The organism is Pseudomonas sp. E1BtOHC1 (assembly GCF_058744285.1).
On the sequence record NZ_CP196023.1, the window covers coordinates 2,208,191 to 2,232,679 of the forward strand.

The following is a 24,489-nucleotide window of genomic DNA, read 5'->3' on the forward strand; positions in this document are numbered from 1 at the left end:
TTAGAATGCTGTGCAATTGCGCTCATGGTCAGCGCAGGCAATTTCTAGGAGCCCCCGTACATGAGCAACATGAACCACGAGCGTGTCCTCAGTGTTCATCACTGGAATGACACTCTGTTCAGCTTCAAGTGCACCCGCGATCCGGGTTTGCGCTTCGAGAACGGTCAGTTCGTGATGATCGGCCTGCAACAGCCCAATGGCCGTCCGCTTATGCGTGCCTACTCCATTGCCAGCCCGAACTGGGAAGAGCATCTCGAATTTTTCAGCATCAAGGTTCCAGACGGTCCGTTGACTTCCCAATTGCAGCATTTGAAGGAAGGCGACGAGATCATCATCAGCAAGAAGCCAACCGGTACCCTGGTACTGGATGACTTGAAACCGGGCAAACATCTGTACCTGCTCAGCACTGGTACCGGCCTGGCGCCATTCATGAGCGTGATCCAGGATCCGGAAACCTACGAGCGTTTCGAAAAAGTGATCCTGTGCCACGGCGTACGCTACGTCAACGAAGTCGCCTACCGTGAATTCATTACCGAGCATCTGCCGCAGAACGAGTTCTTCGGCGAAGCACTGCGTGAGAAGTTGATCTACTACCCCACCGTGACCCGTGAGCCGTTCGAGAACGAAGGCCGCCTGACCGACCTGATGCGCAGCGGCAAACTGTTCCGCGACATCGGCCTGCCGCCGATCAACCCCCAGGACGACCGCGCCATGCTGTGCGGTAGCCCGAGCATGCTGGATGAAACCAGTGAAGTGCTCAACAGCTTCGGCCTGACCGTTTCACCGCGCATGCGCGAGCCGGGTGACTACCTGATCGAGCGCGCTTTCGTCGAAAAGTAGGAACGAGCTTGCTCGCGAAGACCGCCCAGGCAGCGCATCCGTGCTGACTGGGCGGGTGCTCCCAGACACAAAAAAGCCCGCGTTGCCTGAAAAGGCAACGCGGGCTTTTTCGTTTCCAGGGTTCAGCCGGCGAGGACCACTTCCAACACCCGGATCAGCCCAGGCTCGGGGTAATGCCAGCGCACATCCAAGTCCCAGAACTGCGCACCGTATTCCCGCTCGGCAGTGGGCACCTGATAGGCCGGGCGCGGGTCCTGGGCCAGACACTGCTCGATGAGTTCTACCAAGGGCTCCTGCAGACGCTGAGCTTGGGTCTTGGCCTGTTGCAGGGCATTGTCCTGCCACTGCACTGGAATCAACTGTGGTGCAGCACTAGCGATCTCATTGCTCGCCGTGGCAATGATGTCGGCGTAGGGCACGTAGGGTTTGATGTCGAGGATTGGTGTGCCGTCCAGCAGGTCGATGCCAGAGATCCACAGGCGATTGGCCTCGACCTTGTCCAGCTTGACCACCGACTGGCCAATACCGTTGGGCCTGTGGGTAGCGCGTGTGGCGAAGACCCCCATGGACTTGTTGCCCCCCAGGCGCGGTGGGCGCACCTTGAGCCGGGGTTTCTCCTCCAGGGCCTGGTGAAACAGGAACAGCAGCCAGACATGACTGACTTGCTCCAGCCCCTGCACCGCATCGCCCTGATCGAAGGGCGCCACCAATTCCACTACCCCACGGGCGGCGGGTGCCAGTTGCGGCTGGCGCGGGATGGCGAACTTCTCCTTGAAACAGGAACGCACGAAACCGATGGGAGAAACGCTGTAGGTCATGTTCTGGGGTCGAGGCTGGGAGAGGGGGAGCCATGATAACCCGTTCGCTGGCAAGCCAGCTCCTACAACGCCCAGCGCCATCCGTAGGAGCCGGCTTGCCGGCGAAGCACACGACACCGATCAGAGACTGAACCCACCATCCAGAGGAATGACATTCCCGGTCATGTAAGCCCCCGCGGTGCTCGCCAGGCTGATAGCCAGGGCCGCCATTTCTTCTTCCCGGCCCCAGCGCTTCATCGGGATCAACGCCGTATCCTCGGCCAGGGCCTGTTCATCATTGCCGATGTGCTGGGTCATCTTGCTGGGGAAACGTCCCGGAGCGATGACATTGACGTTGATGTGCTGGCTCACTAGCTCCCGGGCCAGAATGCGCGACATCTGGTGCAGGGCCGCCTTGCTCGGACCATAGGCGTAGGCCTGTTCGCCAAAGGAGCTGATCCCGGCCACCGAGCCAATGTTGATGATGCGCGCCGGATTGGCCGCCGAGCCGGCCCCGCGCAGCAGCGGCAGCAGTTGCTGGATACAACTGAACACCGAGGTCACGTTCAACTGCATGACCTTCTCCCAGCCCTTGGCCGGGTAGCTTTCCAGGGGCGCGCCCCAAGTGGTGCCAGCGTTGTTCACCAGAATGTCCAGAGCGTCCAGTTGCTGGCCCAGTGCGGCGGCGAGTTGCTGCACGCCTTCTTCGCTGGCCAGGTTGGCGGCCAGTCCCCGGCAGTCGCCAAACGCTGCCAGTTCCTCGGCGGTTTGCCGGCAGGCCTCGGGATCACGGGCACAGATATAGACCCGGGCGCCGGCCTCGACGAAGGCCTTGGCGATCATCTTGCCGATGCCACGAGTGCCACCGGTCACCAGGGCGGTGCGGCCTTGCAGGGAAAAGTAGGGATGCATGACGAGTCCTGAGGGGATGTGGGTGTGTGCCTACCCTAGTCTTCAGGCGTTCGTCGCGGAGCCACTATTGTCTTGCGCAATAGCGGCTCATCAGAGGCGCTGACGGTGTGCGTCGACGCTCAGCCGCGTACTCGCAGGGTCAGGCCCTTGAGAAAGTTGCGCAGCAACTGGTCGCCGCAGGGACGGTAGTTGGTGTGGCCGAATTTGCGAAACAGCGCGCTGAGTTCGGGCTTGGACACTGGGAAGTCGGCGGCCTTGAGCACGGCGTGCATGTCGTCTTCCTTGAGTTCGAAGGCTACGCGCAGCTTCTTCAGGATGATGTTGTTGGTCACCGGCAGTTCGATCGGCAGCGGCGGACGGCTTTCATCCTTGCCGCGCTTGAAGATCACCAGGCCGTCGAGGAAATGCGCCATGACTTCGTCCGGGCAGTGCACGAAGCCTTCTTCCTCGTCCTTCTTCAGGTAGCTGACGATGTCGTCCAGGCTGACCTTGAAACCGGTGAGTTTGATGATTTCCACGACCTTCTTGTCGCTGATATCGAGCATGTAGCGCACGCTGCGCAGTACATCGTTATGAATCATGGTTACAGTCCTGATCAATGCGCGTGGAGCGCCGCGCCAGGGCACGGCGTCTGAATGGGGGAGGTTTTAGAACTTCTCTTTGGTCGACAGGTAGCGCCACTGGCCCAGTGGCACTTTGCCGATGGACACGCCGCCGATCCGGATGCGGCGAATGGCGACGACCTTGAGGCCGACGGCTTGGCAAAACAGCGCGATCACGCCTGGCTGCGGATTCTTCATGGCGAAGCGCAGGCGGTTTTCGTTCTGCCAGCTGGCCTTGACCGGTGGCAGCTCGCGGCCTTTGTAGGTCAGGCCGTGGTTCAGGCGGTTGAGGCCGTGATCGATCATCTCGCCTGCGACCTCGACCACGTATTCCTGCTCGATCTTGGCCGCATCGGCCGTCAGTTTGCGCAGCACTTTCCAGTCCTGGGTGAACACCAGCAGGCCACTGGCGTTGGGCTGCAGGTCTTCACTGGCGGTCAGGCGCAGGAAGTGCCCGCGTAGCGGACGTTTGCCGTAGCGGTGCTCATCCGACAGGCTGTCGGCGCCGATGGATGCCAGGGCGCTGTCCAGGTCCTGGCCGGCGGGCATATTGAGCAGAATGGTCACCGGCTCCGGGGCAGTGGCCTTGGCCTCGGGGTCGAGGACGACCTTTTGCGCGCCGACCTTGAACTGCGGTTCGTCGATGACTTCGCCGTCTACGGTGACCCAGCCGCCCTCGATGAACAGCTCAGCCTCCCGGCGGGAGCAGCCGACCAGTTCGATGAGGCGTTTGGAGAGACGAATCGGGTCAGTCATGACAGGGGCCGTAACAAAAGAGGGCAGCTATTGTACCTGCCTGGCGCCGGTTAATCGCGGGTCCATTTGCCCGCTGTGGCTTTTAGCCGCGTCGGGCCTGCAGTTGTGGTTGTTTCAGGCGCATGTGCAACAACGGGTAAGGCTGGCCCATACCGTCCTGCTCAGAGCGGCCGACCACTTCGAAGCCTTGCTTGAAGTAGAAGCCCAGGGCCTGGGGGTTCTGTTCATTGACGTCCAGTTGCTGAGCATTCAGGTGTTCCACTGCGTAGTGCAGCAGGTGCCGGCCCAGGCCCTGGCCGCGATGGGCCGGGTCGATGAACAGCATCTCGATCTTGCCTGCCGCCACGCCTGCGAAACCGGTGATGCGTTGCCGCTGATCCCGGGTACAGATCAGCATTACCGCATCCAGGTAGCGGGTCAGCACCAGCTTTCTCAGCAGCTCTATATAGCTGTCCGGGAGAAAGTCGTGGGTGGCGCGCACCGAGTCTTCCCAGACGCGGACCAGTTCCGGGTAGTCGCTGAGTTTCGGTGTGTGGATGACCGAGTGGTGGCGCATGCCGCTGCCCCTGATGTGATTGGCAAGGGCTAACGATAGACCGAAAAAAGCCCCGCATCTCGTCGCGAGAGCGGGGCTTGGCAGTTTTTTTACGCCTTACAGGGTTTCGGCCCAGAGGTCGTATTCGTCGGCGTCGGTGACCCGGCACCAGACCTTGTCACCCGGCTTCAGGTCGCCTGCACCGTCGATGAACACGTTGCCGTCGATTTCCGGCGCATCGAAGAAGCAGCGGCCCACGGCGCCATTCTCGTCGACTTCATCGATCAGCACTTCGATTTCCTTGCCGATGCGCTGTTGCAGGCGTGCCGAGCTGATTTCCTGCTGGTGCGCCATGAAGCGCTCCCAGCGGTCCTGCTTGACCTCGTCCGGGACCACTTCCAGGTCCAGGTCGTTGGCCGGTGCGCCTTCCACCGGCGAGTACTGGAAGCAGCCGACGCGGTCCAGCTGGGCTTCGGTCAGCCAGTTCAGCAGGTACTGGAAGTCTTCCTCGGTTTCGCCAGGGAAGCCGACGATAAAGGTCGAACGGATGATCAGCTCGGGGCAGATCTCGCGCCAGTTCTTGATTCGCGCCAGGGTCTTGTCTTCGAAGGCCGGACGTTTCATGGCCTTGAGCACTTTCGGGCTGGCGTGCTGGAACGGGATATCCAGGTACGGCAGGATCTTGCCGGCGGCCATCAGCGGGATCAGCTCGTCAACGTGCGGGTACGGGTACACGTAGTGCAGGCGCACCCAGACGCCCAGGGTGCTCAGGGCCTCGCACAGTTCGGTCATGCGGGTCTTCACCGGCGCGCCGTTCCAGAACCCGGTGCGGTATTTGACGTCGACGCCGTAGGCGCTGGTGTCTTGGGAGATCACCAGCAGTTCCTTGACCCCGGATTTAACCAGACGCTGAGCCTCGTCGAGCACATCGCCCACTGGGCGGCTGACCAGCTTGCCGCGCATCGACGGGATGATGCAGAAGCTGCAGCTGTGGTTGCAGCCTTCGGAAATCTTCAGGTAGGCGTAGTGTCGCGGGGTCAGCTTGATGCCTTGTGGCGGCACCAGATCGATCAGCGGGTTGTGGTCCTGTTTCGGTGGCACCACTTCGTGCACGGCGTTGACCACCTGCTCGTACTGTTGCGGACCGGTGACCGCCAGCACGCTAGGGTGCACGTCACGGATATTGCCTTCTTCCACGCCCATGCAGCCGGTGACGATGACCTTGCCGTTTTCCTTGATGGCTTCGCCGATCACTTCCAGGGATTCGGCCTTGGCCGAGTCGATGAAACCGCAGGTGTTGACCACCACGACATCGGCGTCCTGGTAGGTGGACACAACGTCATAGCCTTCCATGCGCAGTTGAGTAAGGATGCGCTCGGAGTCGACCAGAGCTTTTGGGCAACCCAGGGATACGAAGCCGACTTTCGGGTTGGCCGGCGCGGAGGGGGTGGACATGTCTAACCTCGGTATTGGGTGTCGAGCCACTTGGGGGGCAAGTGCGACGGTTGGGCGCTGGCTGCGCCTCTGATCAAAAAGTGCGCAATTCTAGCGATGGTCGACGCGCTTGACCAGCTTTATGCAGGGGAAATACGACCAGCGCTGGACTATGCTTCGTCCCGTTATGCCCGGTTGCTTTCATACGGCGTTAGTTGGCGCCTTAGTGGTAATAAGAATCTGCAAATTACATGGCAAACTGCGCAACTTAAGAGAATAGCGCTTGTATAACCTTGCGCTTTCTATATAAGAAGCCCCGGTCTTGAGTAGTAGGAGTCATTGATGGGTCAGGCAAGTAGTCAGGCGGCGAGTGGCGAGCACTCCGGGGGCAAGCCTCTGGGAATGCTGGTGGCGGCGGTCGGGGTGGTGTATGGCGATATCGGCACCAGTCCGCTCTACACCCTCAAGGAGGTGTTTGCCGGCCATTATGGGGTTCAGGTCAATCATGACGGGGTGTTTGGCATCCTGGCCCTGATTTTCTGGTCGTTGGTCTGGGTCGTCTCGATCAAGTACGTACTGTTCGTCCTGCGGGCCGACAACCAGGGCGAGGGCGGCATCATGGCCCTGACCGCGCTGGCCAGGCGGGCTTCCGGTTCCTATCCACGCTTGCGTTCGATGCTGGTGATTCTGGGCCTGATCGGGGCGGCGCTGTTCTATGGCGACAGCATGATCACCCCGGCGATTTCCGTGCTGTCGGCGGTCGAGGGCCTGGAGCTGGCATTCAGCGGCCTGGAACACTGGGTGGTGCCAATGGCGCTGGTGGTACTGGTGGCCTTGTTCCTGATCCAGAAACACGGCACTGATCGCATCGGCAAGCTGTTTGGCCCGGTGATGGTGGCCTGGTTCGTGGTCCTGGGCGGGCTGGGGGTCAATGGCATTCTCCAGCACCCGGAAGTGTTGCAGGCGTTGAACCCGATGTGGGGCGTGCGCTTCTTCATTGTCCATCCGGGCATGGGGGTCGCCATCCTCGGGGCGGTGGTTCTGGCATTGACCGGTGCCGAAGCCTTGTATGCCGACATGGGGCACTTCGGGCGCAAGCCCATTGCTCGGGCCTGGTTTGCCCTGGTACTGCCGGCGCTGGTGCTGAACTACTTTGGCCAGGGCGCGCTGCTGCTGGAGAACCCTGAAGCCGCCCGCAACCCCTTCTACCTGCTGGCGCCGAGCTGGGCCCTGATTCCGCTGGTGGTGCTGGCCACTCTGGCCACAGTGATCGCGTCTCAGGCGGTGATTTCCGGGGCCTTCTCCCTGACTCGCCAAGCAATCCAGCTGGGTTACATCCCGCGGATGCACATTCAGCACACTTCCAGCGCCGAGCAGGGGCAGATCTACATCGGCGCGGTGAACTGGGCGCTGATGGTGGGTGTGATCCTGCTGGTGCTCGGTTTCGAGTCCTCCGGTGCCCTGGCTTCGGCCTACGGCGTGGCGGTGACCGGGACCATGCTGATTACCAGCATCCTGGTGTCGGCAGTGATCCTGCTGCTGTGGAAGTGGCCGCCGATGCTGGTGGTGCCGCTTCTGGTGGGATTCCTCCTGGTGGACGGTCTGTTTTTCGCTGCCAACGTGCCGAAGATCTTCCAGGGCGGTGCCTTCCCGGTACTGGCGGGGATCGTGCTGTTCATCCTCATGACCACCTGGAAGCGCGGCAAGGAATTGCTGGTGGATCGCTTGGACGAAGGTGGGCTGCCGCTGCCAATCTTTATCGGCAGCATCCGCGTACAGCCGCCACATCGGGTACAAGGCACCGCCGTGTTCCTTACCGCCCGTCCGGACGCCGTGCCCCACGCCTTGCTGCACAACCTGCTGCATAACCAGGTGCTGCACGAACAAGTGGTGCTGTTGACGGTGGTTTACGAGGATATTCCGCGTGTACCTGCACAGCGGCGCTTCGAGGTGGATTCCTACGGCGAAGGCTTCTTCCGGGTGATCCTGCACTTTGGTTTCACCGATGAACCGGACGTCCCGGAAGCCCTGAAACTGTGCCACCTGGACGAGCTGGACTTCAGTCCCATGCGCACCACCTACTTCCTCAGTCGTGAGACCGTGATCGCCTCCAAACTGGTGGGCATGGCCCGCTGGCGCGAAGCGTTGTTCGCCTTCATGTTGAAGAACGCCAACGGCAACCTGCGCTTCTTCAAACTGCCGGTGAACCGGGTGATCGAACTGGGTACTCAGGTCGAGATGTAATCCTGACCAGACAAAAGCCCCCGTTGCCTTGCGGCAGCGGGGGCTTTTTCGTTTCACGGCCCTGTAGGAGCGAGCTTGCTCGCGATGACGGACTGGGCATCGACATCGATACTGATGCCTGAACGGTTTCTTCCAGAGCCTACTGACCGCGCGACCGCCCCGGCCTTTACGCGGCTAGCGCCTGCACCACATCGTCCACGACCGCCTTGCCGATGGTGGTCAGGTAGTGCGCCGCCCAGGCGTGGCGGTCGCTGTCCTTGCTGTAGGCAGCGTCCTCGGCAAAGGCCTTGGCCAGGGACAGCAGGTCGGAGGCTTGGGCCAGGGCTTCGCCGATGGGGAGGCCGGGGCTGACCTGAAACAGCGGCAGGTCGGAGCGATAGATGAAAGGTGTGAGGCCGACGGTTTTCAGTTCACGAGGTGCAGGTGGACTTGTTTGGCTCATGGTCATACTCCTTAACTCAAAGAAGTTGCCACGTTCGTTTCCAAGCGAATGGGTGGCAGCTGTGCGCGGGTTGGAAAACCGGGAGTTAAGAACCGGCACGCCTAAAGGCGTCCCACGCACAGCTGCCATAACACAGAACTGCAGCGGTAAACCGCTGCAGTCGTGACGGGGTGCTGTTGCGCTTAACTCTTCGGGTTTCCAAGCCCGGCCGCTGAAGGATCAGCGACACCCGGAGCCTAGCCCGTCGAACCGCAGGCCAACAAGGCAGCAAAGTGCCCAAAACGCACCCCCTACACAACTCTCGGAGTTTGCCTACAAGCTGCGCGGGAGTCATCCGCCATTACGCGCGCTTCAACGAGGCAACTAGACAGCTGATGTAAAAAAGCCCCTGCAACCTGAGGCTGCGGGGGCTTTGTCGGGCTAGGCTCAGCTCACTCTTGAGCGGTGGCCTGATCCTTGGTCTGGCGCTTTTCGATGGCGTCCACCAGGCGCTTGGCCAGCGCCGGGTAGTTCTCATCGAAGTGATGGCCGCCCGGCAGCTTCATGGCTTCACCGACCGCAGTCTTGTCGGTGCAACCGCTTTCGTCGACTTCTTCCTCACCGTAGATGCACACCACCTTGGCGGCGGGGAGCTTGGCCATTTCCGGGCCGGTGGCGGCTTCCTTGCCGGCATTGCCCAGCCAGCCTTCGACTTCGATCTCGAAGCTGCCGGTACGGGCGAAGGCCAGCAGGATAATGGCGTCGATGCGCTGCTGTTCGGCTTCCGGCAGGCGGTTGTAGATCGCTGGCAGCACGTCGGCGCCGAAGGAGTAGCCGGTCAGCACGAAGCGCTTGGTGCCCCACTTCTGCCGGTAGTGTTGCATCAGCTCGGTGAGGTCGACGGCGCTTTGCTCAGGCGTCTTGTGCTGCCAGTAGTAGCGCAGGGTGTCGATGCCCACCACCGGGTAGCCGATCTTGGCCATTTCACCCGCCACGTCACGGTCCAGGTCGCGCCAGCCGCCGTCGCCGGAGAGGAATAGGGTCACGGTGTCCTTGGTCTGGCCGGCCGGGACTTCCACCACGGGAATGTTCAGGCCGCCGTTTTCCGAACCCACCAGCAGCTTGCGCAGCTCATTGTTCAGCACTTGCGGCAGGTGAATGTCGTAGTCGCTGATGCTGGTGGTGGCGTTGGGGGTGTCGCGGACGAAACCGGCGCTTTCATCGTCGGGGTTGTCGTTCCAGGCCACCAGCCAATGGCCGTGGGCCAGGGTCTTGGGCAACGGATCGGTGCAGCCCGGGGCCGGGTTGATGGTGAAGCCAACTGACACTGCCTGGGCCTTGTCGTCGTTCTGGGAGGCGATCCAGCGCCAGGCCAGGGCGGCGCCCGGGCCAATGCCGCTGACCAGGGTGGCTGGGCCGTTGAGCTGGGGCAGGGCACTTTGCAGGGCTTGTTCCTGCAGTTTGCAATCGTCCTTGGGCAGGATCACCTGGACGATCTGCGCCGCGCCGCTGCGGCTCAGGGCCAGCAGTTGTTTGTCGGTCAGGGTCGAATCAGGCAGCACCGCCACCACTACCCGGGCCTTGGCCTTGGTGCCTGGGGTCACTCGGGTCAGGGTCGAACCGTCGGCCTGGGTCAGTTGTTCCAGGGTGGGTTCAGGGGCGGGACGGTTCCACCACCAGTAGCCGCCACCCGCAATCAAAGCCAGCACCACCAGTGTGGCCAGCAGATACCGCCAAGAGCGTTGAATCATCAGCGTTTCACCAATCCAGTCAGGCCGCCTGCGATCAGGGCGGCGGTGTCGGCCAGTGCCACCAGCGGGTCGAGCCCGGCCGGCACGGCCATGTAACGGGGTTCCCAGTCGGGCTGGAACTTGTCTTTGAAGCGGCGCAAGCCTTGGAAGTTATACAGTTGCTCGCCGCGACGGAAGACCATCGAGCCGAGGCGTTGGGTCAGCGGTGCGCCACGGCGGGGTTGCAGGCCGGACAGCGGCACCATGCCCAGGCTGAAGCGGGCGTATCCATGATTTTTATAATGCTGGATCAGGCCGACCATCATGAACTCCATGGTCAGCTTCGGCGCGTCCGGGTGCGCGCGCATCAAGTCGAGGCTGGCCAGGTCATGGCCGTAGGTCTCGAGCAGGTTGGCGAAGGCCACCGGGCGTCCTTCAAAACGAATGATGGCGATGCGGAAGTGCTTCAGGTAGTCGTCGCTGAAACGGCCCAGGGAGAAGCCTTTCTCGCGGACATTCTTGCCGGTCAGCCAGGCGTCGGAGATCACCTTCAGCTCGTCCATCGGCGCTTGGCCGGGTTCGTGGATCTCCAGCGACAGGCCGTCGCGGGTGCCACGGTTCCAGGTGTAGCGCAGGTCCTTCATCTCTTTGCCCTTGGCTTCGAGATCAAAGCGCTTGAGGTCAACCCGGGCCTCTTCACCGAGCTTGATCGCGGTCAGGCCGATGTCCATGTAGTAGGGCAGGTTCTCCGCCCGTACCTGGTAGAACACCGGGCGCGCGTGGTGCAGGTCGCACAGGTCGCGGAACTGCCAGATCATTTCCGCGCGCTGCTGGGTCGGGCCGATGGGGTCGTACAGCGCTACCAGGCTGCGGCCGCGGCGAGCGTACATCAGGAAGGCGTCGTCGTTGGGGTGGAACAGCAGCGCCTTGTCCCCGGTCAGGGCCAGGCCACCATCGGGTTGAGAGGAGGCCATGAGGATCTTCGCGGCCTTGTCCAGCTCGTCGCTGGTGGGCAGGTGGATGACCGGGCGTGCGGTGCGCAGCAGCCAGGTCAGGGACACCACCAGCAACAGCACCGCAGCTCCCAACAGCGAGCGCAGGCCCCGGGGGGCGTCGGCGTCGAGGGTGAACTGCCACCACAGTTGGTGGCTGTAGGGCACGTCCTGATAGGCGAACAGCAGCAGCCAGATGGAGGCACCGAGCACGCAGACGCTGGCCACCAGGTACAGCGGCGAGAAGGGCAGTTCGGTGAGCCGGCTGGGGCGATAGAACGAGCGCCGGAATACGGCCAGCAGGCTGGCAGTGAGGGTCATCAGGCAGGCTTCTTCCCAGTCAAAGCCTTTAAGCAGCGAGAGCAGGGCGCCCACCAGCAACAGAATGGTGGTGAGCATCCAGGCGGCGGACAGGCGCCGGCGCAGGCCTTGGGCCAGCAGCAGGCAGAGCACGCCGATCAGGCTGGCGCCGAAGTGCGAAGCGTCCACCAGGCGGTGGGGAATCAGGAAACCGATGTGCTGCAGACGGGTATCGATTTCCGGGGTGGCGCCGGAGAACAGCAGCACCACGCCCGAGAGGAACACCAGCACCGCCAGGATCGGCGCCGCCAAGCCGGAAGCTACCCGCAGGGATTGCCGGGTCTGGAACAGGCGCTGGGCTTCGTTGATCAGCAGCAGGACGCAGGCCGCCAGCATCGGCAGCACCACGTAGATCAGGCGATACAGCAGCAATGCTGCCGCCAGGGGCGCGGCACCGAGCTTGTCGGCGAACGCCGCCAGCAGGATGGCTTCGAACACCCCGACGCCGCCGGGCACATGGCTGAGCACACCAGCGGCCAGGGCCAGCAGGTACACCAGCAGGAAGGCGCCGAACGGCGGTGCCTCCGGCAGCAGCAGGTAGAGCACGGTGGCGGCTGCGGCGACGTCCAGGGCGGTGATGATCAGTTGCAGGAAGGTCAGGCGGCGTCCAGGCAGGCGCAGGGTGCGGCGCCCGACCCGGACCAGCAGGTTGTCGCGCAGGGGCTGCTCCGGCAGGCGTCGGCGATAGATACCGACCGCCAGTACCGCGCCCAGCAGCAGGACGGCAATGGCAATGCCGGCCAGCAGGCTTTCAGGCAGGCGCAGGGCCGCCGAGGCTGCCGGCAAGTTGCTCAGGGTGGCCAGGGCCGCCAGCGGTGGCAAGGCACAACCCAGAGAGAGGCTGGCAAACAGGGTCATGTGTGCAACGTCGGAGGCCCCCAGCCCGTGACGTGCATACAGGCGATAACGTACCGAACCGCCGGATAGCAGCGACAGACCGATGGCGTTGCCGATGGCGAAAGCGGTGAAGCCGCCCAGGGCCAGGGTGCGGCCGGGCAGGTTGACCCCGGCGTAACGGCTGGCGGACCACTCGTACCCCAGCAGAATGATGAAGCCGACGATGGTCGCGCCCAAGGCGCCGAGCAGGGCCGGCTTGGGCACCTCGAGGATCGAGTCGTGCAGGGCGTAGAAGTCCAGCTCGCTGAGCAGGTGACGGCAAGCGATCAGGGCAATGGCGAACAGCAGCAGGGTTATGGCCAGGCCCAGGGGTTGGCGGTACTTGCTCAACAGGTCCAGCCAGCGCAAGCGAGTGGCTGTCACAGGTTGAGTGGCGGTAGTGGTATCGCTGTCTTGTGAATCAGACGTGTTGGCGCGCATCAATCACCTCGTGGATTGTGCGCGACAGGATGGGGGTATCCAGCCAAGTTACCAATCCCTGTAGAAAAAATAGTTTCAAATATTAACGCGTCTCACCGTGGCCCGGCGACCCTGGGCAATGGCCACCGGGTGGTCGCTCGAGACAGAGCATAGCTCGCATCTTGAAGGGTCGAAGCATCGCTAACGGCTCGCAACACTTTGCCAGGTCATTGTTGCGAAAGGACTTTTTCAACAGATACAAAAAAGGCCACTCTTTCGAGCAGCCTTTTTTGATGTTTGGTTGCGGGAGCCGGATTTGAACCGACGACCTTCGGGTTATGAGCCCGACGAGCTACCAGACTGCTCCATCCCGCGTCTGTGTGGCGGCATTCTACAGGCGAACGACTGAGTGTCAACCGTTAATGGTCCAATAGGTCAAATAAACGTCGAATGGCCAGTTCTGTCTCTTAAGTCATCGACAGCTAAAGAGTTTTGCTTGTGCCATGTTTGAGAGGGCGCAGTACAAAACAGCCACGCACAAAAAAGGCCACTCTTTCGAGTAGCCTTTTTTGATGTTTGGTTGCGGGAGCCGGATTTGAACCGACGACCTTCGGGTTATGAGCCCGACGAGCTACCAGACTGCTCCATCCCGCGTCTGTGTGGGCGAATTCTACAGCGTCGCGAGATGCTGTCAATCAATAAATTTTAAAAAAGGCTTCCGGTTCAATCGCTTAGCGTCCGGCCTGAGGTGTTTTAGGAGGCTTCGACCTAGGTAAAACGTGGCTTGTAGCTCTATTGATGAGTTTGTGGTCATTGAGAAAATAAATTCACTCCGCCGCTGTGCTCGTTGATCTGAGATGCAAGGTACTGGTGCTATATACAGGTGTCGGTAGATACTGGCTGCCCGCTTTGATTCCAACGTCGGCCTTTAATGATCTCTGCCTTTATATGATGCAGCGCAAAATCATCCACATTGACTGTGATTGCTTCTACGCCGCCATCGAAATGCGCGACGACCCGCAACTGGCCGGCAAGCCGCTGGCAGTGGGTGGTTCCGCAGATCGACGCGGGGTGATCGCCACCTGCAACTACGAGGCGCGGGCCTATGGCGTGCGCTCGGCCATGTCGTCGCGGCATGCGCTGACGCTGTGCCCGGACCTGGAGATCGTCAAGCCGCGCATGGATGCCTATCGCGAGGCATCGAAAGAGATTCATACGATCTTTCGTGACTACACCGACCTGATCGAACCCTTGTCCCTGGATGAGGCCTATCTGGATGTCTCCGATAGCCCGAACTTCGCCGGTAGCGCCACGCGCATTGCCCAGGACATTCGTCGGCGGGTCTCCAATCAGCTGCATATCACGGTGTCGGCCGGCGTCGCGCCCAACAAGTTCCTGGCCAAGATCGCCAGTGACTGGAAAAAGCCCAACGGATTGTTCGTGATTACCCCGGATCAGGTGGAGGATTTTGTCTCCGAACTTCCGGTGAGCAAATTGCATGGGGTGGGCAAGGTCACGGCGGACAAACTGGGGCGCCTGGGTATCGTCGACTGCCTGCAGTTGCGTGATTGGAACAAGCTGGCCCTGGTGCGCGAGTTTGGCAGTTTCGGCGAGCGGCTGTGGAACCTGGCACGAGGGATCGATGATCGGCCGGTGCAGAATGACAGCCGGCGGCAGTCCATCAGCGTGGAAAACACTTACGACGTGGACCTGCCTGATCTGGATAGCTGCCTGCAGAAACTACCGGAGCTGATGGAGACTCTGGCAGGGCGCATTGCACGTATCGACAGCAGTTATCGGCCGGGCAAACCCTTCGTCAAAGTGAAGTTCCACGACTTTACCCAGACCACTCTTGAGCAGGCGGGGGCCGGACGGGATCTGGAGAGTTATCGGCAGCTGCTGACCCAGGCCTTCAAGCGTGGCGGCAAGCCAGTGCGGCTGTTGGGGATTGGAGTGCGACTGCAGGATCTACGTGGTGGTCACGAACAGCTGGAGCTGTTTCGGGGCGTGTTGTAGGCGCTGGCTGGCTGGCGAATTGGGCGTCGCGATTGATCCGCGGCGTGGTATTCGCCGGCAAGCCGGCTCCTAGTGAATCAGTGACCGGGATCGGCGACCAGACGGCCGGCGTTCTTGGTCAGGGACTTGAGAAACTCGCTCTGCAGTTCCGGATCGTTGCGGGTCAGCTCGATCAGGCTCTGCTCCAGCTCGCTGGCTTCTTCTTCCAGCCCCAGCTCCGACAGGCGCTTGACCCGGTGCACCCACTGGCTCACTTCGTCATCTTCCAGGTCGTCGTAAATCAGTGCGTGGGCTTCCAGTAGCTTGCCGCGAAGGCTGCTGCTGAGACTCAGGGATGAGTCGGAATGCACTTCGTCCTGAGCATCCTCGACGCTGATCTGCAACTTGCCGATGTGGTTCAGGTCCTGTTCGGAGAACGGGTTGTCCAGCAGGTTCAACCGCAGCACACCATTGCGATCGGTACTCAAATCGTAGGTTTGCTTGCCGGCTTTGACCTGCACTGGACGCTCGCTCCAGGGCAGGCTCGAATACTCCAGGCGCTTGTCACGCTGGACTTCATCGATGGCCGCCAGGTTCTGCTGGGCGCGACCGTGGGACGGCATGTTCATGAACGGGTTGAGCCCGGACACGCCATAGCTGACCCAGTCCTTGGTGACGCTGTCCGGCAGGTTGCCCAGAGCAAACACGTTGACCACATTGGCGCCGACGCCGGCCACCAGGGCCACCGCGCCCAGCGGGATCTCGTAGATTTCCCGCCAGGGTTGGTAGGGCGTATAGCGATCGTAGCGGCGAGTGACCTCGAACTCAGTCACTTCGAAGGTCTTCTGCTCGTGGATGCGTACCCGGCGTTGCGGCAGCTCAAGCACCTTAGGCTCACCGACATCGATCTGCAGGCTATGGTCGAGCAATTTGCGCTCGACCCGCTCCTCGTGCTCGCTGCGTTGTGACATCTGGTTGGCACAGCCGCTGACCAGCAGGGCGCCGCACAAGGCGGCGCCACCGAGGCTTAAGGTGTTTCGCTTGAACATGACTTCTCTATCTGGTTTCAGCGACGGATACGGGCTTGGAGGAAGGACAGGACATCAGCCACTGGCAGCGCTTGCGCCTGGGCTTCGGTACGGCTCTTGTATTCCAGGTTGCCTTCGGCGAGGCCGCGGTCGCTGACCACGATCCGGTGAGGAATGCCGATCAGCTCCATGTCCGCGAACTTGATGCCCGGGCTGGTCTTTTTGTCGCGATCGTCCAGCAGCACTTCGAAACCGGCGGCAGTCAGTTCTGCGTAGAGTTTGTCGGTGGCTTCGCGAACCTGCTCGGTTTCGTAGCGCAGTGGCACCAGGGCGATCTGGAACGGCGCCAGGGTGTCGCTCCAGATGATGCCGTTTTCATCGTTGTTCTGCTCGATGGCAGCGGCCACCACGCGGGACACGCCAATGCCGTAGCAGCCCATTTCCAGGGTGACCGGCTTACCGTTCTCGCCCAGCACTTCGCACTTCATCGCCTTGCTGTACTTGTTGCCCAGCTGGAAGATGTGCCCGACTTCGATGCCGCGCTTGATTTCCAGGGTGCCTTTGCCGTCCGGGCTCGGGTCGCCGGCCACCACGTTGCGCAGGTCGGCAACAGTTGGTACGGGCAGGTCACGTTCCCAGTTGACGCCGAAGTAGTGCTTGTCGTCGATGTTGGCACCGATACCGAAGTCGCTCATCAGCTCCACCGAACGGTCGATGATGATCGGCAATGGCAGGTTCAGCGGACCCAGGGAACCAGCGCCGGCACCAATGGCGTCGCGCAGTTCGGAGTCCGTGGCCATGACCAGCGGGCTGGCTACGCCAGGTTGCTGGGCGGCTTTGATTTCATTGAGCTCGTGGTCGCCACGGATCACCAGGGCGATCAGCTTGCCTTCTTCCTCGGCGCGCACGATCAGGGTCTTGATGGTCTTTTCAATCGGCAGATTGAATTTTTCCACCAGGGCCGAGATGGTCTTGGTTTCTGGGGTGTCCACCAGGCGCAGATCTTCAGTCGGCGCCGGACGGGAGGTTTCCCGTGGCACGGCTTCGGCTTTCTCGATGTTCGCCGCGTAGTCGGAACCGTTGCTGAAGACGATATCGTCTTCGCCGGACTCGGCCAGCACATGGAACTCGTGGGAGCCGGCACCGCCAATCGAGCCGTTATCGGCTTCCACCGGGCGGAAGTTCAGGCCCAGGCGGCTGAACACGTTGCAGTAGGCCTGGTGCATGCGGTCGTAGGTGACCTGCAGCGATGCCTGGTCGGCGTGGAAGGAGTAGGCGTCCTTCATGATGAACTCGCGACCGCGCATCAGACCGAAGCGTGGGCGGATCTCATCACGGAATTTGGTCTGGATCTGGTACAGGTTGAGCGGCAGTTGCTTGTAGCTGCTCAGCTCGTTGCGGGCCAGGTCGGTGATCACTTCTTCGTGGGTCGGGCCGGCGCAGAAATCGCGACCGTGACGGTCTTTGAAGCGCAGCAGCTCAGGGCCGTATTCTTCCCAGCGACCGGATTCCTGCCACAGCTCAGCCGGTTGAGTGCTCGGCATCAACACTTCAAGCGCGCCCGCGGCGTTCATTTCTTCGCGAACGATGGCTTCAACCTTGCGCATTACCCGCAAGCCCATCGGCAGCCAGGTGTACAGGCCGGAAGCCAGTTTACGGATCATGCCGGCGCGCAGCATCAGCTGATGGCTGATCACGACCGCGTCGGAAGGCGTTTCTTTCTGTGTGGCGAGCAAATATTGACTGGTGCGCATGGTAGGCCGTTGTCGGTTGCTGAAGACTGGAAGTGACGGAGCATTGTACGGGCGAGTTCCGCTGGCGTACAGGATTGCGCTTTGAGGGGGCGGGAGCCGCGGAGAAAAGCCTGCAACTCCCGGGATTTTCTAGGATTCTTCGCCCGCGACAGCGCCCTTGGCGGGCTGCTCCGACGGGTCTTTCGGTCCGGCGCGACGGCTCTCCTGGAACCAGTGAATGGCGATCAGAATCAGCGTCGGCACCCCGAGTATCGAAGTGATGAGGAAGAAGTCGTGATAGCCGAATTTTTCCACCATGACCCCGGAATAGCCGCCGATCAGGCGTGGAAGCAGCAGCATGATGGAGCTGAGCAGGGCGTATTGAGTGGCGGAGAACTTGAGGTTGGTCAGGCTCGACAGGTACGCGACGAAGGCTGAAGTGGCCATTCCTGAACTGAAGTTGTCCAGGGAAATGGTGACAATCAGCATTTTCAGGTTCGGGCCCATGTCGGCGAGCATGAGGAACAGCAGGTTGGTGCCGGCGGACGCGGCACCACCGATGAACAGGATCGGCAGGATGCCGAAGCGCACGATCAGCAGGCCGCCCATGCCGGCACCGAGCAGGGTCATGATCAGGCCGAAGATCTTGCTGACTCCGGCAATCTGGTCCTTGGTGAAACCCTGGTCGATATAGAACACATTGGCCATCACGCCCATGACGGTATCCGACATGCGATAGGTGGCGATCAGACCGAGCAACAGAAAGGCTTGCCAGCGGTAGCGCAGGATGAAGTCGTTTACCGGGGTCAGCACCGGCGCCAGGCCCCGACGGCCCATGGCTGACAGGCACAGGGTGCTGAGCGTGATGTAGAGGATCGCCCGCAGGAAGGCCCGGTCTTCCAGCAGCAGGTCCAGCAGGCTCACGCCGTCGAAGATCACACTGGCGAAGTCGGTGTTGTAGAGCTGGGTAAAGGTGGCTGGCACCGAAACCAGGAGCACGATCAGGACGAATACCGAGATCAACTGGTGGGCGAAGCTGTAGCGCCCTGCCGACAGTTGGGTGCGCAATGGCACCGCAGGTTCACGCATCAGCAGGGTAGTGATCAGTGCTGGAATCATCAGTACGCCGAACAGCACATAGGTACCGGTCCAGGCTGAGTGCTTGTAGCTGAAGCCGGTTGAGCCAAAGCCTTCGGCGAAAAACAGGGCGCCGGCGGTGGCCAGCAGTACCGCGACCCGGTAGCCGGACATATAGCTGGCGGCCAGGGCGGCCTGTCGACTGTCGTCGGCGATTTCCAGGCGGTAGGCGTCGATGGCGATGTCCTGGGTCGCCGAAGCAAAGGCAACGACCACCGCAATGGCAATCAGCCAGGACAGGTGTTTTTGCGGGTCGCAAAAGCCCATGCCGATCAGGCCGAGAATCACCAGGACCTGGGCCAGTACCAGCCAGGAGCGACGTCGGCCGAGCTTGCCCAATAGAGGCAGGCGCCATTGGTCGAGCAGCGGCGACCACACCCATTTAAAGGCATAGGCCAAACCGATCAGGCTGGCGTAACCGATGGTTTCACGGGCCACACCGGCCTCGCGCAACCACACCGAAAGAGTCGAGAACACCAGCATGTAAGGCATGCCGGCAGCGAAACCAAGCAGCAACAGCACGAGCGTCGAGGGGCTGGCATAGGCGGCAAGTGCGGCTCGCCAGGTTTTACGGGGCATGGGCTGAAGTCTGCCTCAGATTACGGAAACAAAGCGCGCACTCTAACCGCTGTGCTCTACCGGGCGCCAGCCATGGCACTGAATATCCACGCGATTGTTCAGGATAGAGACACCTTCGTCGCGCAGTCTGGCGCGTTGCTCGTCGCCTGATGGGCTGCCGACGGGCAGGCTGATGCGGCCCCCGGCGCCGAGTACCCGGTGCCAGGGCAGGCTGGTATCGGCGGGTAACTGACTGAGGGTGCGTCCAACCCAGCGTGCGGCCCGGCCCAGACCGGCCATTTCCGCCAGTTGGCCATAGCTGACGACCTTGCCTTCGGGGACTTGGGCCAGGGTCAGGTACAGCGCCGTGCGTCGGATTTGCGCGGGGTTTTGCGAGTCTTCGCCGTGTTCGGTCACTTTCGCGGTTCCAGATAGAGGAAGGGGCGCTGGTCGGTTGTGAGGGTGAAATCCGGATGAGTATTGAACTCACTCTCGATACTCGGGTCACTCCTGACTAAGGCTTGTTCAGCAGGAATAATGCCGTTTTTTTTCGCAAGATCGAGTCCTGTATTGCTTATGTTGCCTAGAACGTTGCTGTGTTTCGCGGTGCTCAGCGCCTCCATGCCTACCCTGGCCGATACCGTCTGGTTGAAGAATGGTGACCGGTTGAGCGGCAAGATCAAGGTTTTCGACGGCGGTAAGCTGTTGATCCAGACCGATTACGGTGGTGCTATTTCCATCGACTGGAAGCAGGTCAAGACCCTGGAAAGCGATCAGGAGTTGCTGGTCAAGCAAGATGCTTACATCGGGGAAAAGGCCAAGTCGTTGCAGGCGGCGGAGGAGGGCAAGGTCGTCCTGGCCAACGGCGAGGCGCCCAAGACCGTGGAGCTGGCCAGCATTCAGCAGATCATGAAGCCCAAGCCGCTGGTAGAGGACATGGTGTGGAAGGGTAATGTCGACGTGGCCATGGACTACAAGCGTGCAGAGAAAGACACCGATGACTATGACATTGACTTCAAGACCTCGGCGCGCCATGGCGCTTGGCGCCACAACGCCCAGGGCGAGTACAACCGCGAGTTCCAGAATCATGTGGTGACCACCGACAACTGGAGTGCCGAGTACGCTCTGGACCGCTTCATCACTGAGAAGTGGTTCTGGGAAGGACGCCTGACCTATAAGCGCGACAAGGTCGAGGATCTGGCACGGCAACGGGTGGTGGGTACGGGTCCCGGTTACCAGTTCTGGGACGATGAGCTGGGGGCATTTTCCTTGGGCTCGCTGCTCAACCGCACGGATTACGAGTACGCCGATGGCGGCAAGGACAGCTTCTATTCACTCGCGATGAAGTGGGATTACAACCGCTACCTGATCGGCAAGCGGGTGGAGTTCTTCACCAATGGTGAAGTGGGCAGGCCGCTTTCCGGGGTCGCCGACTACGCGCTGGATGCGGAGATGGGGCTGCGCTACAAGGTTACGGACTGGGCATCGCTAAACCTCAAGGCGGAAAAGGATCTGATCCGCGGTACCGAGGACAGCGACCTGGACAAGACCCGCTATACCGTGGGCTTCGGCGTGACTTGGTAACTTGGTGTCGGCCAGGTGCATTCGTCAGGATGCGCCTTGGCTGCTGGTAGCAAAAAAATCTGCGAGCACAAAAAAGCCCCGCTGTTGAGGGCGGGGCTTTTTACTGGATCAGTACAAGTTAGATAACTTGAACTTCTTCAGCTTGCATGCCTTTCTGACCGCGGGTAGCGATGAAAGAAACCTGTTGGCCTTCTTTCAGGCTTTTGAAGCCGTCGGATTGGATAGCTTTGAAGTGTACGAACAGGTCGTCACCGGATTGTGGAGTGATGAAGCCGAAGCCTTTTTCATCGTTGAACCACTTAACGGTACCGGTTTGGCGATTAGACATGGTGTATCTCCTTGGACAAAGTTAACTGCGACTCAGGAAAAGCCCTGGCCGAGACTGAGTGCAAAGAGCAGGAAAAATTCTTGGAGATGGTTGGATCGAAATTCAACATCGTGTAGAGATTCTCAGTGACACAAGCAACACAGTGGCGCCACCTTAACCCTTTTTCCTGAACGTGCCAATGGTCAGTGCGAAGGTTTCTCGGTTTTCGTGACTGACGGCGGGTCGCTCGTCGCCGAGCCCTTGAAAAATGCGGGGTGAGGCGAGAAAAACGCCCCAGACTTTGAACCCGACCCCGCGCCCCGGTAAGATGCCGGACAGATTTTTTTCACCTCGTTATTTCAGGACACCCGCCATGAGCATCAAATCGGACAAGTGGATTCGCCGCATGGCGCAAGAGCACGGCATGATCGAGCCCTTCGTAGAGCGCCAGATGCGTGGCGAAGGCCCGGATCGGCTGATCTCCTTCGGGGTGTCGAGTTACGGCTACGACGTGCGTTGCGCCGATGAATTCAAGGTGTTCACCAACATCAATTCGGCCACTGTCGACCCCAAGAACTTCGATGAAAAGAGCTTTGTCGACATCAAGAGCGACGTCTGCATCATTCCGCCAAACTCCTTCGCCCTGGCCCGCACCGTCGAGTACTTCCGCATTCCGCGCAACGTGCTGACCATCTGCCTGGGCAAAAGCACCTATGCCCGTTGCGGCATCATCGTTAACGTGACTCCGCTGGAACCCGAGTGGGAAGGTCACGTGACTCTGGAATTTTCCAACACCACCACCTTGCCGGCCAAGATCTACGCCAATGAAGGCGTGGCGCAGATGCTGTTCCTGGAGTCGGATGAAGAGTGCGAAGTGTCCTACAAGGACCGTGGCGGCAAATACCAGGGCCAGCGTGGTGTGACTCTGCCGCGTACCTGAGTACGTCCGTCTGACAAATAGCGGGAATTCCTGAGCGCACCCACACTCTATTGGGTGTACTTCCGGTATGCGCAAGGCGTACCGGGCATTGCTCAGGAGTGCCCCATGAAGATAGATCCGCGAATCAGCGCCACCTTGGCCAGGCTGGAACCCAATCAGGTTGGGGTATTGGCTTGGACCCTGCTGGCACATCCGCCTGTCAACATGGCAGGCGGCATTCCCGGTCAGCCCGACCCGGACTCTCCGCAACCCCCTGAACCCACCGAACCTGGCGAGCCCACTTTGCCGGACGAGCCGCCGCCCGCGCCTGTGGCGTGATCTCACTGGATGCCGACAGTCGCCCCGTCCGCGGCAATCCTGCGCGGACGGTGGCGTACCACGCGGGCGCTACTTCAGATTGCCACTGAGAAACTGCTGCAGGCGCTCGCTTTTCGGGTTGCCCAGCACCTCCTCAGGAGCACCTTCCTCCTCCACCAGGCCCTTGTGCAGAAACAGCACTTGGCTCGATACCTTGCGGGCGAAGCTCATCTCGTGGGTGACCATGATCATGGTCCGGCCTTCCTCGGCCAGGCCCTGAATCACCTTGAGCACCTCGCCCACCAGCTCCGGGTCCAGGGCTGAAGTGGGTTCGTCGAACAACATGACTTCCGGCTCCATGGCCAATGCCCGGGCGATGGCCACCCGCTGCTGCTGACCGCCGGAGAGGAACGCCGGGTACTGACCGGCGACCCGGGCCGGCAGGCCGACCTTGTCCAGATAGCGCCGAGCGCGCTCCTCGGCGTCCTTGGTACTGACCCCCAGCACTCGGCGCGGGGCCATGGTGATGTTTTCCAGCACAGTCATGTGGCTCCACAGGTTGAAATGCTGGAACACCATCGCCAGGCGCGTACGAATCCGCTGCAGCTCGGCAGGATCGGCCACGTGCATGCCGTGGCGATCGCTGACCATGCGGATCGGCTGGCCATCCAGGCTCATGGCGCCGTTGTCCGGGGTTTCGAGAAAGTTGATGCACCGCAGGAAGGTGCTTTTGCCCGAACCGCTGGCGCCGATCAGGCTGATCACGTCACCGGTCTTGGCCTTGAGAGACACACCTTTGAGCACTTCATTGTCGCCATAGCATTTATGCAGGCCTTCAACGGTCAGTTTGTACATGGGGCTTGCATCCTCAAGGCGAAAGTAGATAGCCGCTGCGATAGGCCTCGCGGCCGGCGACATGGGCGATCACCATGCCGGCGGTGGCCATGCGCCGCAGCGAGCGGGCATACAGGAGCCCGGCATTGTTGCAATGGATAGGGGTAACCCGGTCATTGATCGGATCGATGATTTCAGCCACCAACTGCCCGGCCTCCAGGTATTCCCCCGGTAGCGCAGCGAACACCAGCAGACCGCCCACCGCTGTCGTCACCGGTTCGACCGCCGCCAGCGGCGTGGCTGGGAAGGGCAGCTCCGGCAGCGGTGGAATCTGGCCGGCGATGGCACCGAAGCGGGTCAGGTAGTCCAGCATGGCCTGGCAGTCGAGGCTGGCCAGGCCGTGGTTGACGTCACCCTGGCCACGCAGCTCGACGGTGACCGCAAAACTGCCCGCGGGAATGGCGAAGTGTTCGCCGAAGCGCTGTTGCAGTTGCCACCACAGCAGGCTGAAGCACTCGTCGAACGACCAGGCCGCGGAATCGGTGGCCAGGAGGCAGGCCTCGGCACCGAGGTAGCGGGCCAAGGGCTCTACCTGCGGCCAGGCTTCGGGGGTGGTGTACAGGTGCGCCACAGCTTCGAAATCGCAATGCAGGTCCAGCACCATGTCGGCATCGCAGGCCAGCCGTTGCAGGGTCAGTTGCAGCGACTGCAATTGCGTCTGTGGTGAGTGACGGGCCAGGGCATCGGCCAGGTGTCGACGGATCAGGTCGAGGTTGTGCTGCGGATCGTGATTGAGCAGCCCTTCGATGGCGTTGCCGACCTCTTCACTGAGGTCGACGAAGCCGCGATTGAAGTTCTGCCCGCTTTCCAGCTGGTAGCGGCCCAGGGGCACGTCCATCAGTACCTGTTCCAGGCCCACCGGGTTGGCCACCGGCACCAGGACTATTTCATGCAACAGGCGACCGGCGGCCTCCAGTTCCGTCAGGCGCTGCTTGAGGTGCCAGGCCACCAGCATGCCGGGCATTTCATCGGCATGCAGGGCGGACTGGATGTAGACCTTGCCTTGGGCCTGGGCGGGGCCGAAATGAAAACTGTGGACCTGACGCGCGGTGCCCGGCAGCGGAGCGAGCAGGTCGTGGATCTCGTGGCGCATTGAT

Annotated in this window: 22 protein-coding genes and 2 tRNA genes; 6 read left to right on the forward strand and 18 right to left on the reverse strand. The window is 61.2% G+C overall.

From position 1 onward, the window contains the following. The first annotated feature begins 60 nt into the window (after window positions 1–60). Entirely contained in the window at window positions 61–840 is a 780-nt protein-coding gene (fpr, locus tag ACSSVC_RS10130; protein WP_003198368.1) for a ferredoxin-NADP reductase, read from the forward strand. 122 nt (window positions 841–962) lie between these two features. Here fpr and tsaA read toward each other — a convergent pair whose 3' ends face one another. The 6 genes from tsaA to rimO form a co-directional block, all read right to left on the reverse strand. Continuing rightward, complete coding sequence (gene tsaA / locus ACSSVC_RS10135; protein ID WP_446438967.1) at window positions 963–1,658, reverse strand: tRNA (N6-threonylcarbamoyladenosine(37)-N6)-methyltransferase TrmO; 696 nt, start codon at window positions 1,656–1,658, stop codon at window positions 963–965. Window positions 1,659–1,778: 120 nt separating this feature from the next. Beyond that, window positions 1,779–2,549, reverse strand: a complete 771-nt coding sequence (locus tag ACSSVC_RS10140) for an SDR family oxidoreductase (RefSeq protein ID WP_346635877.1) — start codon at window positions 2,547–2,549, stop codon at window positions 1,779–1,781. A 119-nt stretch (window positions 2,550–2,668) separates the two neighbouring features. Then, window positions 2,669–3,130: a YehS family protein gene (locus tag ACSSVC_RS10145; RefSeq protein WP_194237494.1), complete on the reverse strand. Its 462-nt coding sequence runs from the start codon at window positions 3,128–3,130 to the stop codon at window positions 2,669–2,671. 66 nt (window positions 3,131–3,196) lie between these two features. After that, window positions 3,197–3,907, reverse strand: a complete 711-nt coding sequence (locus ACSSVC_RS10150; RefSeq protein ID WP_446438966.1) for an rRNA pseudouridine synthase — start codon at window positions 3,905–3,907, stop codon at window positions 3,197–3,199. Window positions 3,908–3,989: 82 nt separating this feature from the next. Continuing rightward, window positions 3,990–4,463: a GNAT family N-acetyltransferase gene (locus ACSSVC_RS10155; protein ID WP_346635876.1), complete on the reverse strand. Its 474-nt coding sequence runs from the start codon at window positions 4,461–4,463 to the stop codon at window positions 3,990–3,992. Window positions 4,464–4,559: 96 nt separating this feature from the next. Further along, complete coding sequence (gene rimO, locus ACSSVC_RS10160) at window positions 4,560–5,897, reverse strand: 30S ribosomal protein S12 methylthiotransferase RimO (protein WP_011059594.1); 1,338 nt, start codon at window positions 5,895–5,897, stop codon at window positions 4,560–4,562. A 381-nt stretch (window positions 5,898–6,278) separates the two neighbouring features. On the opposite strand from rimO, the gene ACSSVC_RS10165 reads away from it, so the two are divergent. Then, the gene (locus tag ACSSVC_RS10165) at window positions 6,279–8,120 is read left to right on the forward strand and encodes a potassium transporter Kup (protein WP_373873504.1); all 1,842 of its coding nucleotides are present in this window, start codon (window positions 6,279–6,281) and stop codon (window positions 8,118–8,120) included. A 166-nt stretch (window positions 8,121–8,286) separates the two neighbouring features. On the opposite strand, the gene ACSSVC_RS10170 is transcribed toward ACSSVC_RS10165, so the two are convergent. From ACSSVC_RS10170 to ACSSVC_RS10190, 5 genes are all read right to left on the reverse strand, one after another. After that, window positions 8,287–8,562, reverse strand: coding sequence for a DUF3077 domain-containing protein (locus ACSSVC_RS10170; RefSeq protein WP_337154090.1), 276 nt, complete (start codon window positions 8,560–8,562; stop codon window positions 8,287–8,289). A 431-nt stretch (window positions 8,563–8,993) separates the two neighbouring features. After that, window positions 8,994–10,292 carry a virulence factor family protein gene (locus ACSSVC_RS10175; protein ID WP_404938426.1) on the reverse strand — a complete coding sequence of 433 codons (1,299 nt, stop codon included), beginning with the start codon at window positions 10,290–10,292 and terminating at the stop codon, window positions 8,994–8,996. Next, window positions 10,292–12,940, reverse strand: coding sequence for a bifunctional lysylphosphatidylglycerol flippase/synthetase MprF (mprF, locus tag ACSSVC_RS10180; protein ID WP_492612245.1), 2,649 nt, complete (start codon window positions 12,938–12,940; stop codon window positions 10,292–10,294). Before mprF ends, ACSSVC_RS10175 begins: the two co-directional genes overlap by 1 nt. A gap of 277 nt (window positions 12,941–13,217) precedes the next feature. After that, a tRNA-Met gene (locus ACSSVC_RS10185) sits at window positions 13,218–13,294 on the reverse strand. A gap of 202 nt (window positions 13,295–13,496) precedes the next feature. Further along, window positions 13,497–13,573: transfer RNA gene (locus ACSSVC_RS10190), tRNA-Met, on the reverse strand. Window positions 13,574–13,867: 294 nt separating this feature from the next. Between ACSSVC_RS10190 and dinB the strand changes: the two genes are divergently transcribed. Beyond that, a complete protein-coding gene (gene dinB / locus ACSSVC_RS10195; protein ID WP_492612246.1) occupies window positions 13,868–14,935 on the forward strand; it encodes a DNA polymerase IV in 1,068 nt (355 codons plus the stop codon). Between the two features lie 77 nt (window positions 14,936–15,012). Here the strand turns inward: dinB and ACSSVC_RS10200 are convergent, their stop codons facing one another. The 4 genes from ACSSVC_RS10200 to ACSSVC_RS10215 all read right to left on the reverse strand — a co-directional run bounded on the left by ACSSVC_RS10200 (window position 15,013) and on the right by ACSSVC_RS10215 (window position 19,787). After that, a complete protein-coding gene (locus ACSSVC_RS10200; protein ID WP_123727721.1) occupies window positions 15,013–15,963 on the reverse strand; it encodes a hypothetical protein in 951 nt (316 codons plus the stop codon). A gap of 17 nt (window positions 15,964–15,980) precedes the next feature. Then, on the reverse strand, window positions 15,981–17,696 hold the full coding sequence (locus tag ACSSVC_RS10205; protein WP_346635873.1) for a proline--tRNA ligase: 1,716 nt from the start codon (window positions 17,694–17,696) through the stop codon (window positions 15,981–15,983). Window positions 17,697–17,825: 129 nt separating this feature from the next. Next, a complete protein-coding gene (locus ACSSVC_RS10210) occupies window positions 17,826–19,391 on the reverse strand; it encodes an AmpG family muropeptide MFS transporter (RefSeq protein WP_346635872.1) in 1,566 nt (521 codons plus the stop codon). A 42-nt stretch (window positions 19,392–19,433) separates the two neighbouring features. Beyond that, window positions 19,434–19,787, reverse strand: coding sequence for an MGMT family protein (locus ACSSVC_RS10215; protein WP_346635871.1), 354 nt, complete (start codon window positions 19,785–19,787; stop codon window positions 19,434–19,436). A gap of 159 nt (window positions 19,788–19,946) precedes the next feature. On the opposite strand from ACSSVC_RS10215, the gene ACSSVC_RS10220 reads away from it, so the two are divergent. Next, window positions 19,947–20,954 carry a DUF481 domain-containing protein gene (locus ACSSVC_RS10220; protein WP_404938432.1) on the forward strand — a complete coding sequence of 336 codons (1,008 nt, stop codon included), beginning with the start codon at window positions 19,947–19,949 and terminating at the stop codon, window positions 20,952–20,954. 118 nt (window positions 20,955–21,072) lie between these two features. On the opposite strand, the gene ACSSVC_RS10225 is transcribed toward ACSSVC_RS10220, so the two are convergent. Continuing rightward, window positions 21,073–21,282 (reverse strand): cold-shock protein, encoded by a 210-nt coding sequence (locus ACSSVC_RS10225; RefSeq protein ID WP_002554837.1) that lies wholly within the window; start codon window positions 21,280–21,282, stop codon window positions 21,073–21,075. A 352-nt stretch (window positions 21,283–21,634) separates the two neighbouring features. On the opposite strand from ACSSVC_RS10225, the gene dcd reads away from it, so the two are divergent. Both dcd and ACSSVC_RS10235 read left to right on the forward strand, forming a co-directional pair. Further along, on the forward strand, window positions 21,635–22,201 hold the full coding sequence (dcd, locus tag ACSSVC_RS10230; protein ID WP_016965530.1) for a dCTP deaminase: 567 nt from the start codon (window positions 21,635–21,637) through the stop codon (window positions 22,199–22,201). 105 nt (window positions 22,202–22,306) lie between these two features. Then, entirely contained in the window at window positions 22,307–22,519 is a 213-nt protein-coding gene (locus tag ACSSVC_RS10235; protein WP_102861446.1) for a hypothetical protein, read from the forward strand. A 69-nt stretch (window positions 22,520–22,588) separates the two neighbouring features. Here the strand turns inward: ACSSVC_RS10235 and ACSSVC_RS10240 are convergent, their stop codons facing one another. Continuing rightward, window positions 22,589–23,353: an ABC transporter ATP-binding protein gene (locus ACSSVC_RS10240; protein WP_492612247.1), complete on the reverse strand. Its 765-nt coding sequence runs from the start codon at window positions 23,351–23,353 to the stop codon at window positions 22,589–22,591. Between the two features lie 13 nt (window positions 23,354–23,366). Then, the gene (locus tag ACSSVC_RS10245; RefSeq protein ID WP_492612248.1) at window positions 23,367–24,485 is read right to left on the reverse strand and encodes a succinylglutamate desuccinylase/aspartoacylase family protein; all 1,119 of its coding nucleotides are present in this window, start codon (window positions 24,483–24,485) and stop codon (window positions 23,367–23,369) included. Window positions 24,486–24,489 lie beyond the last annotated feature (4 nt).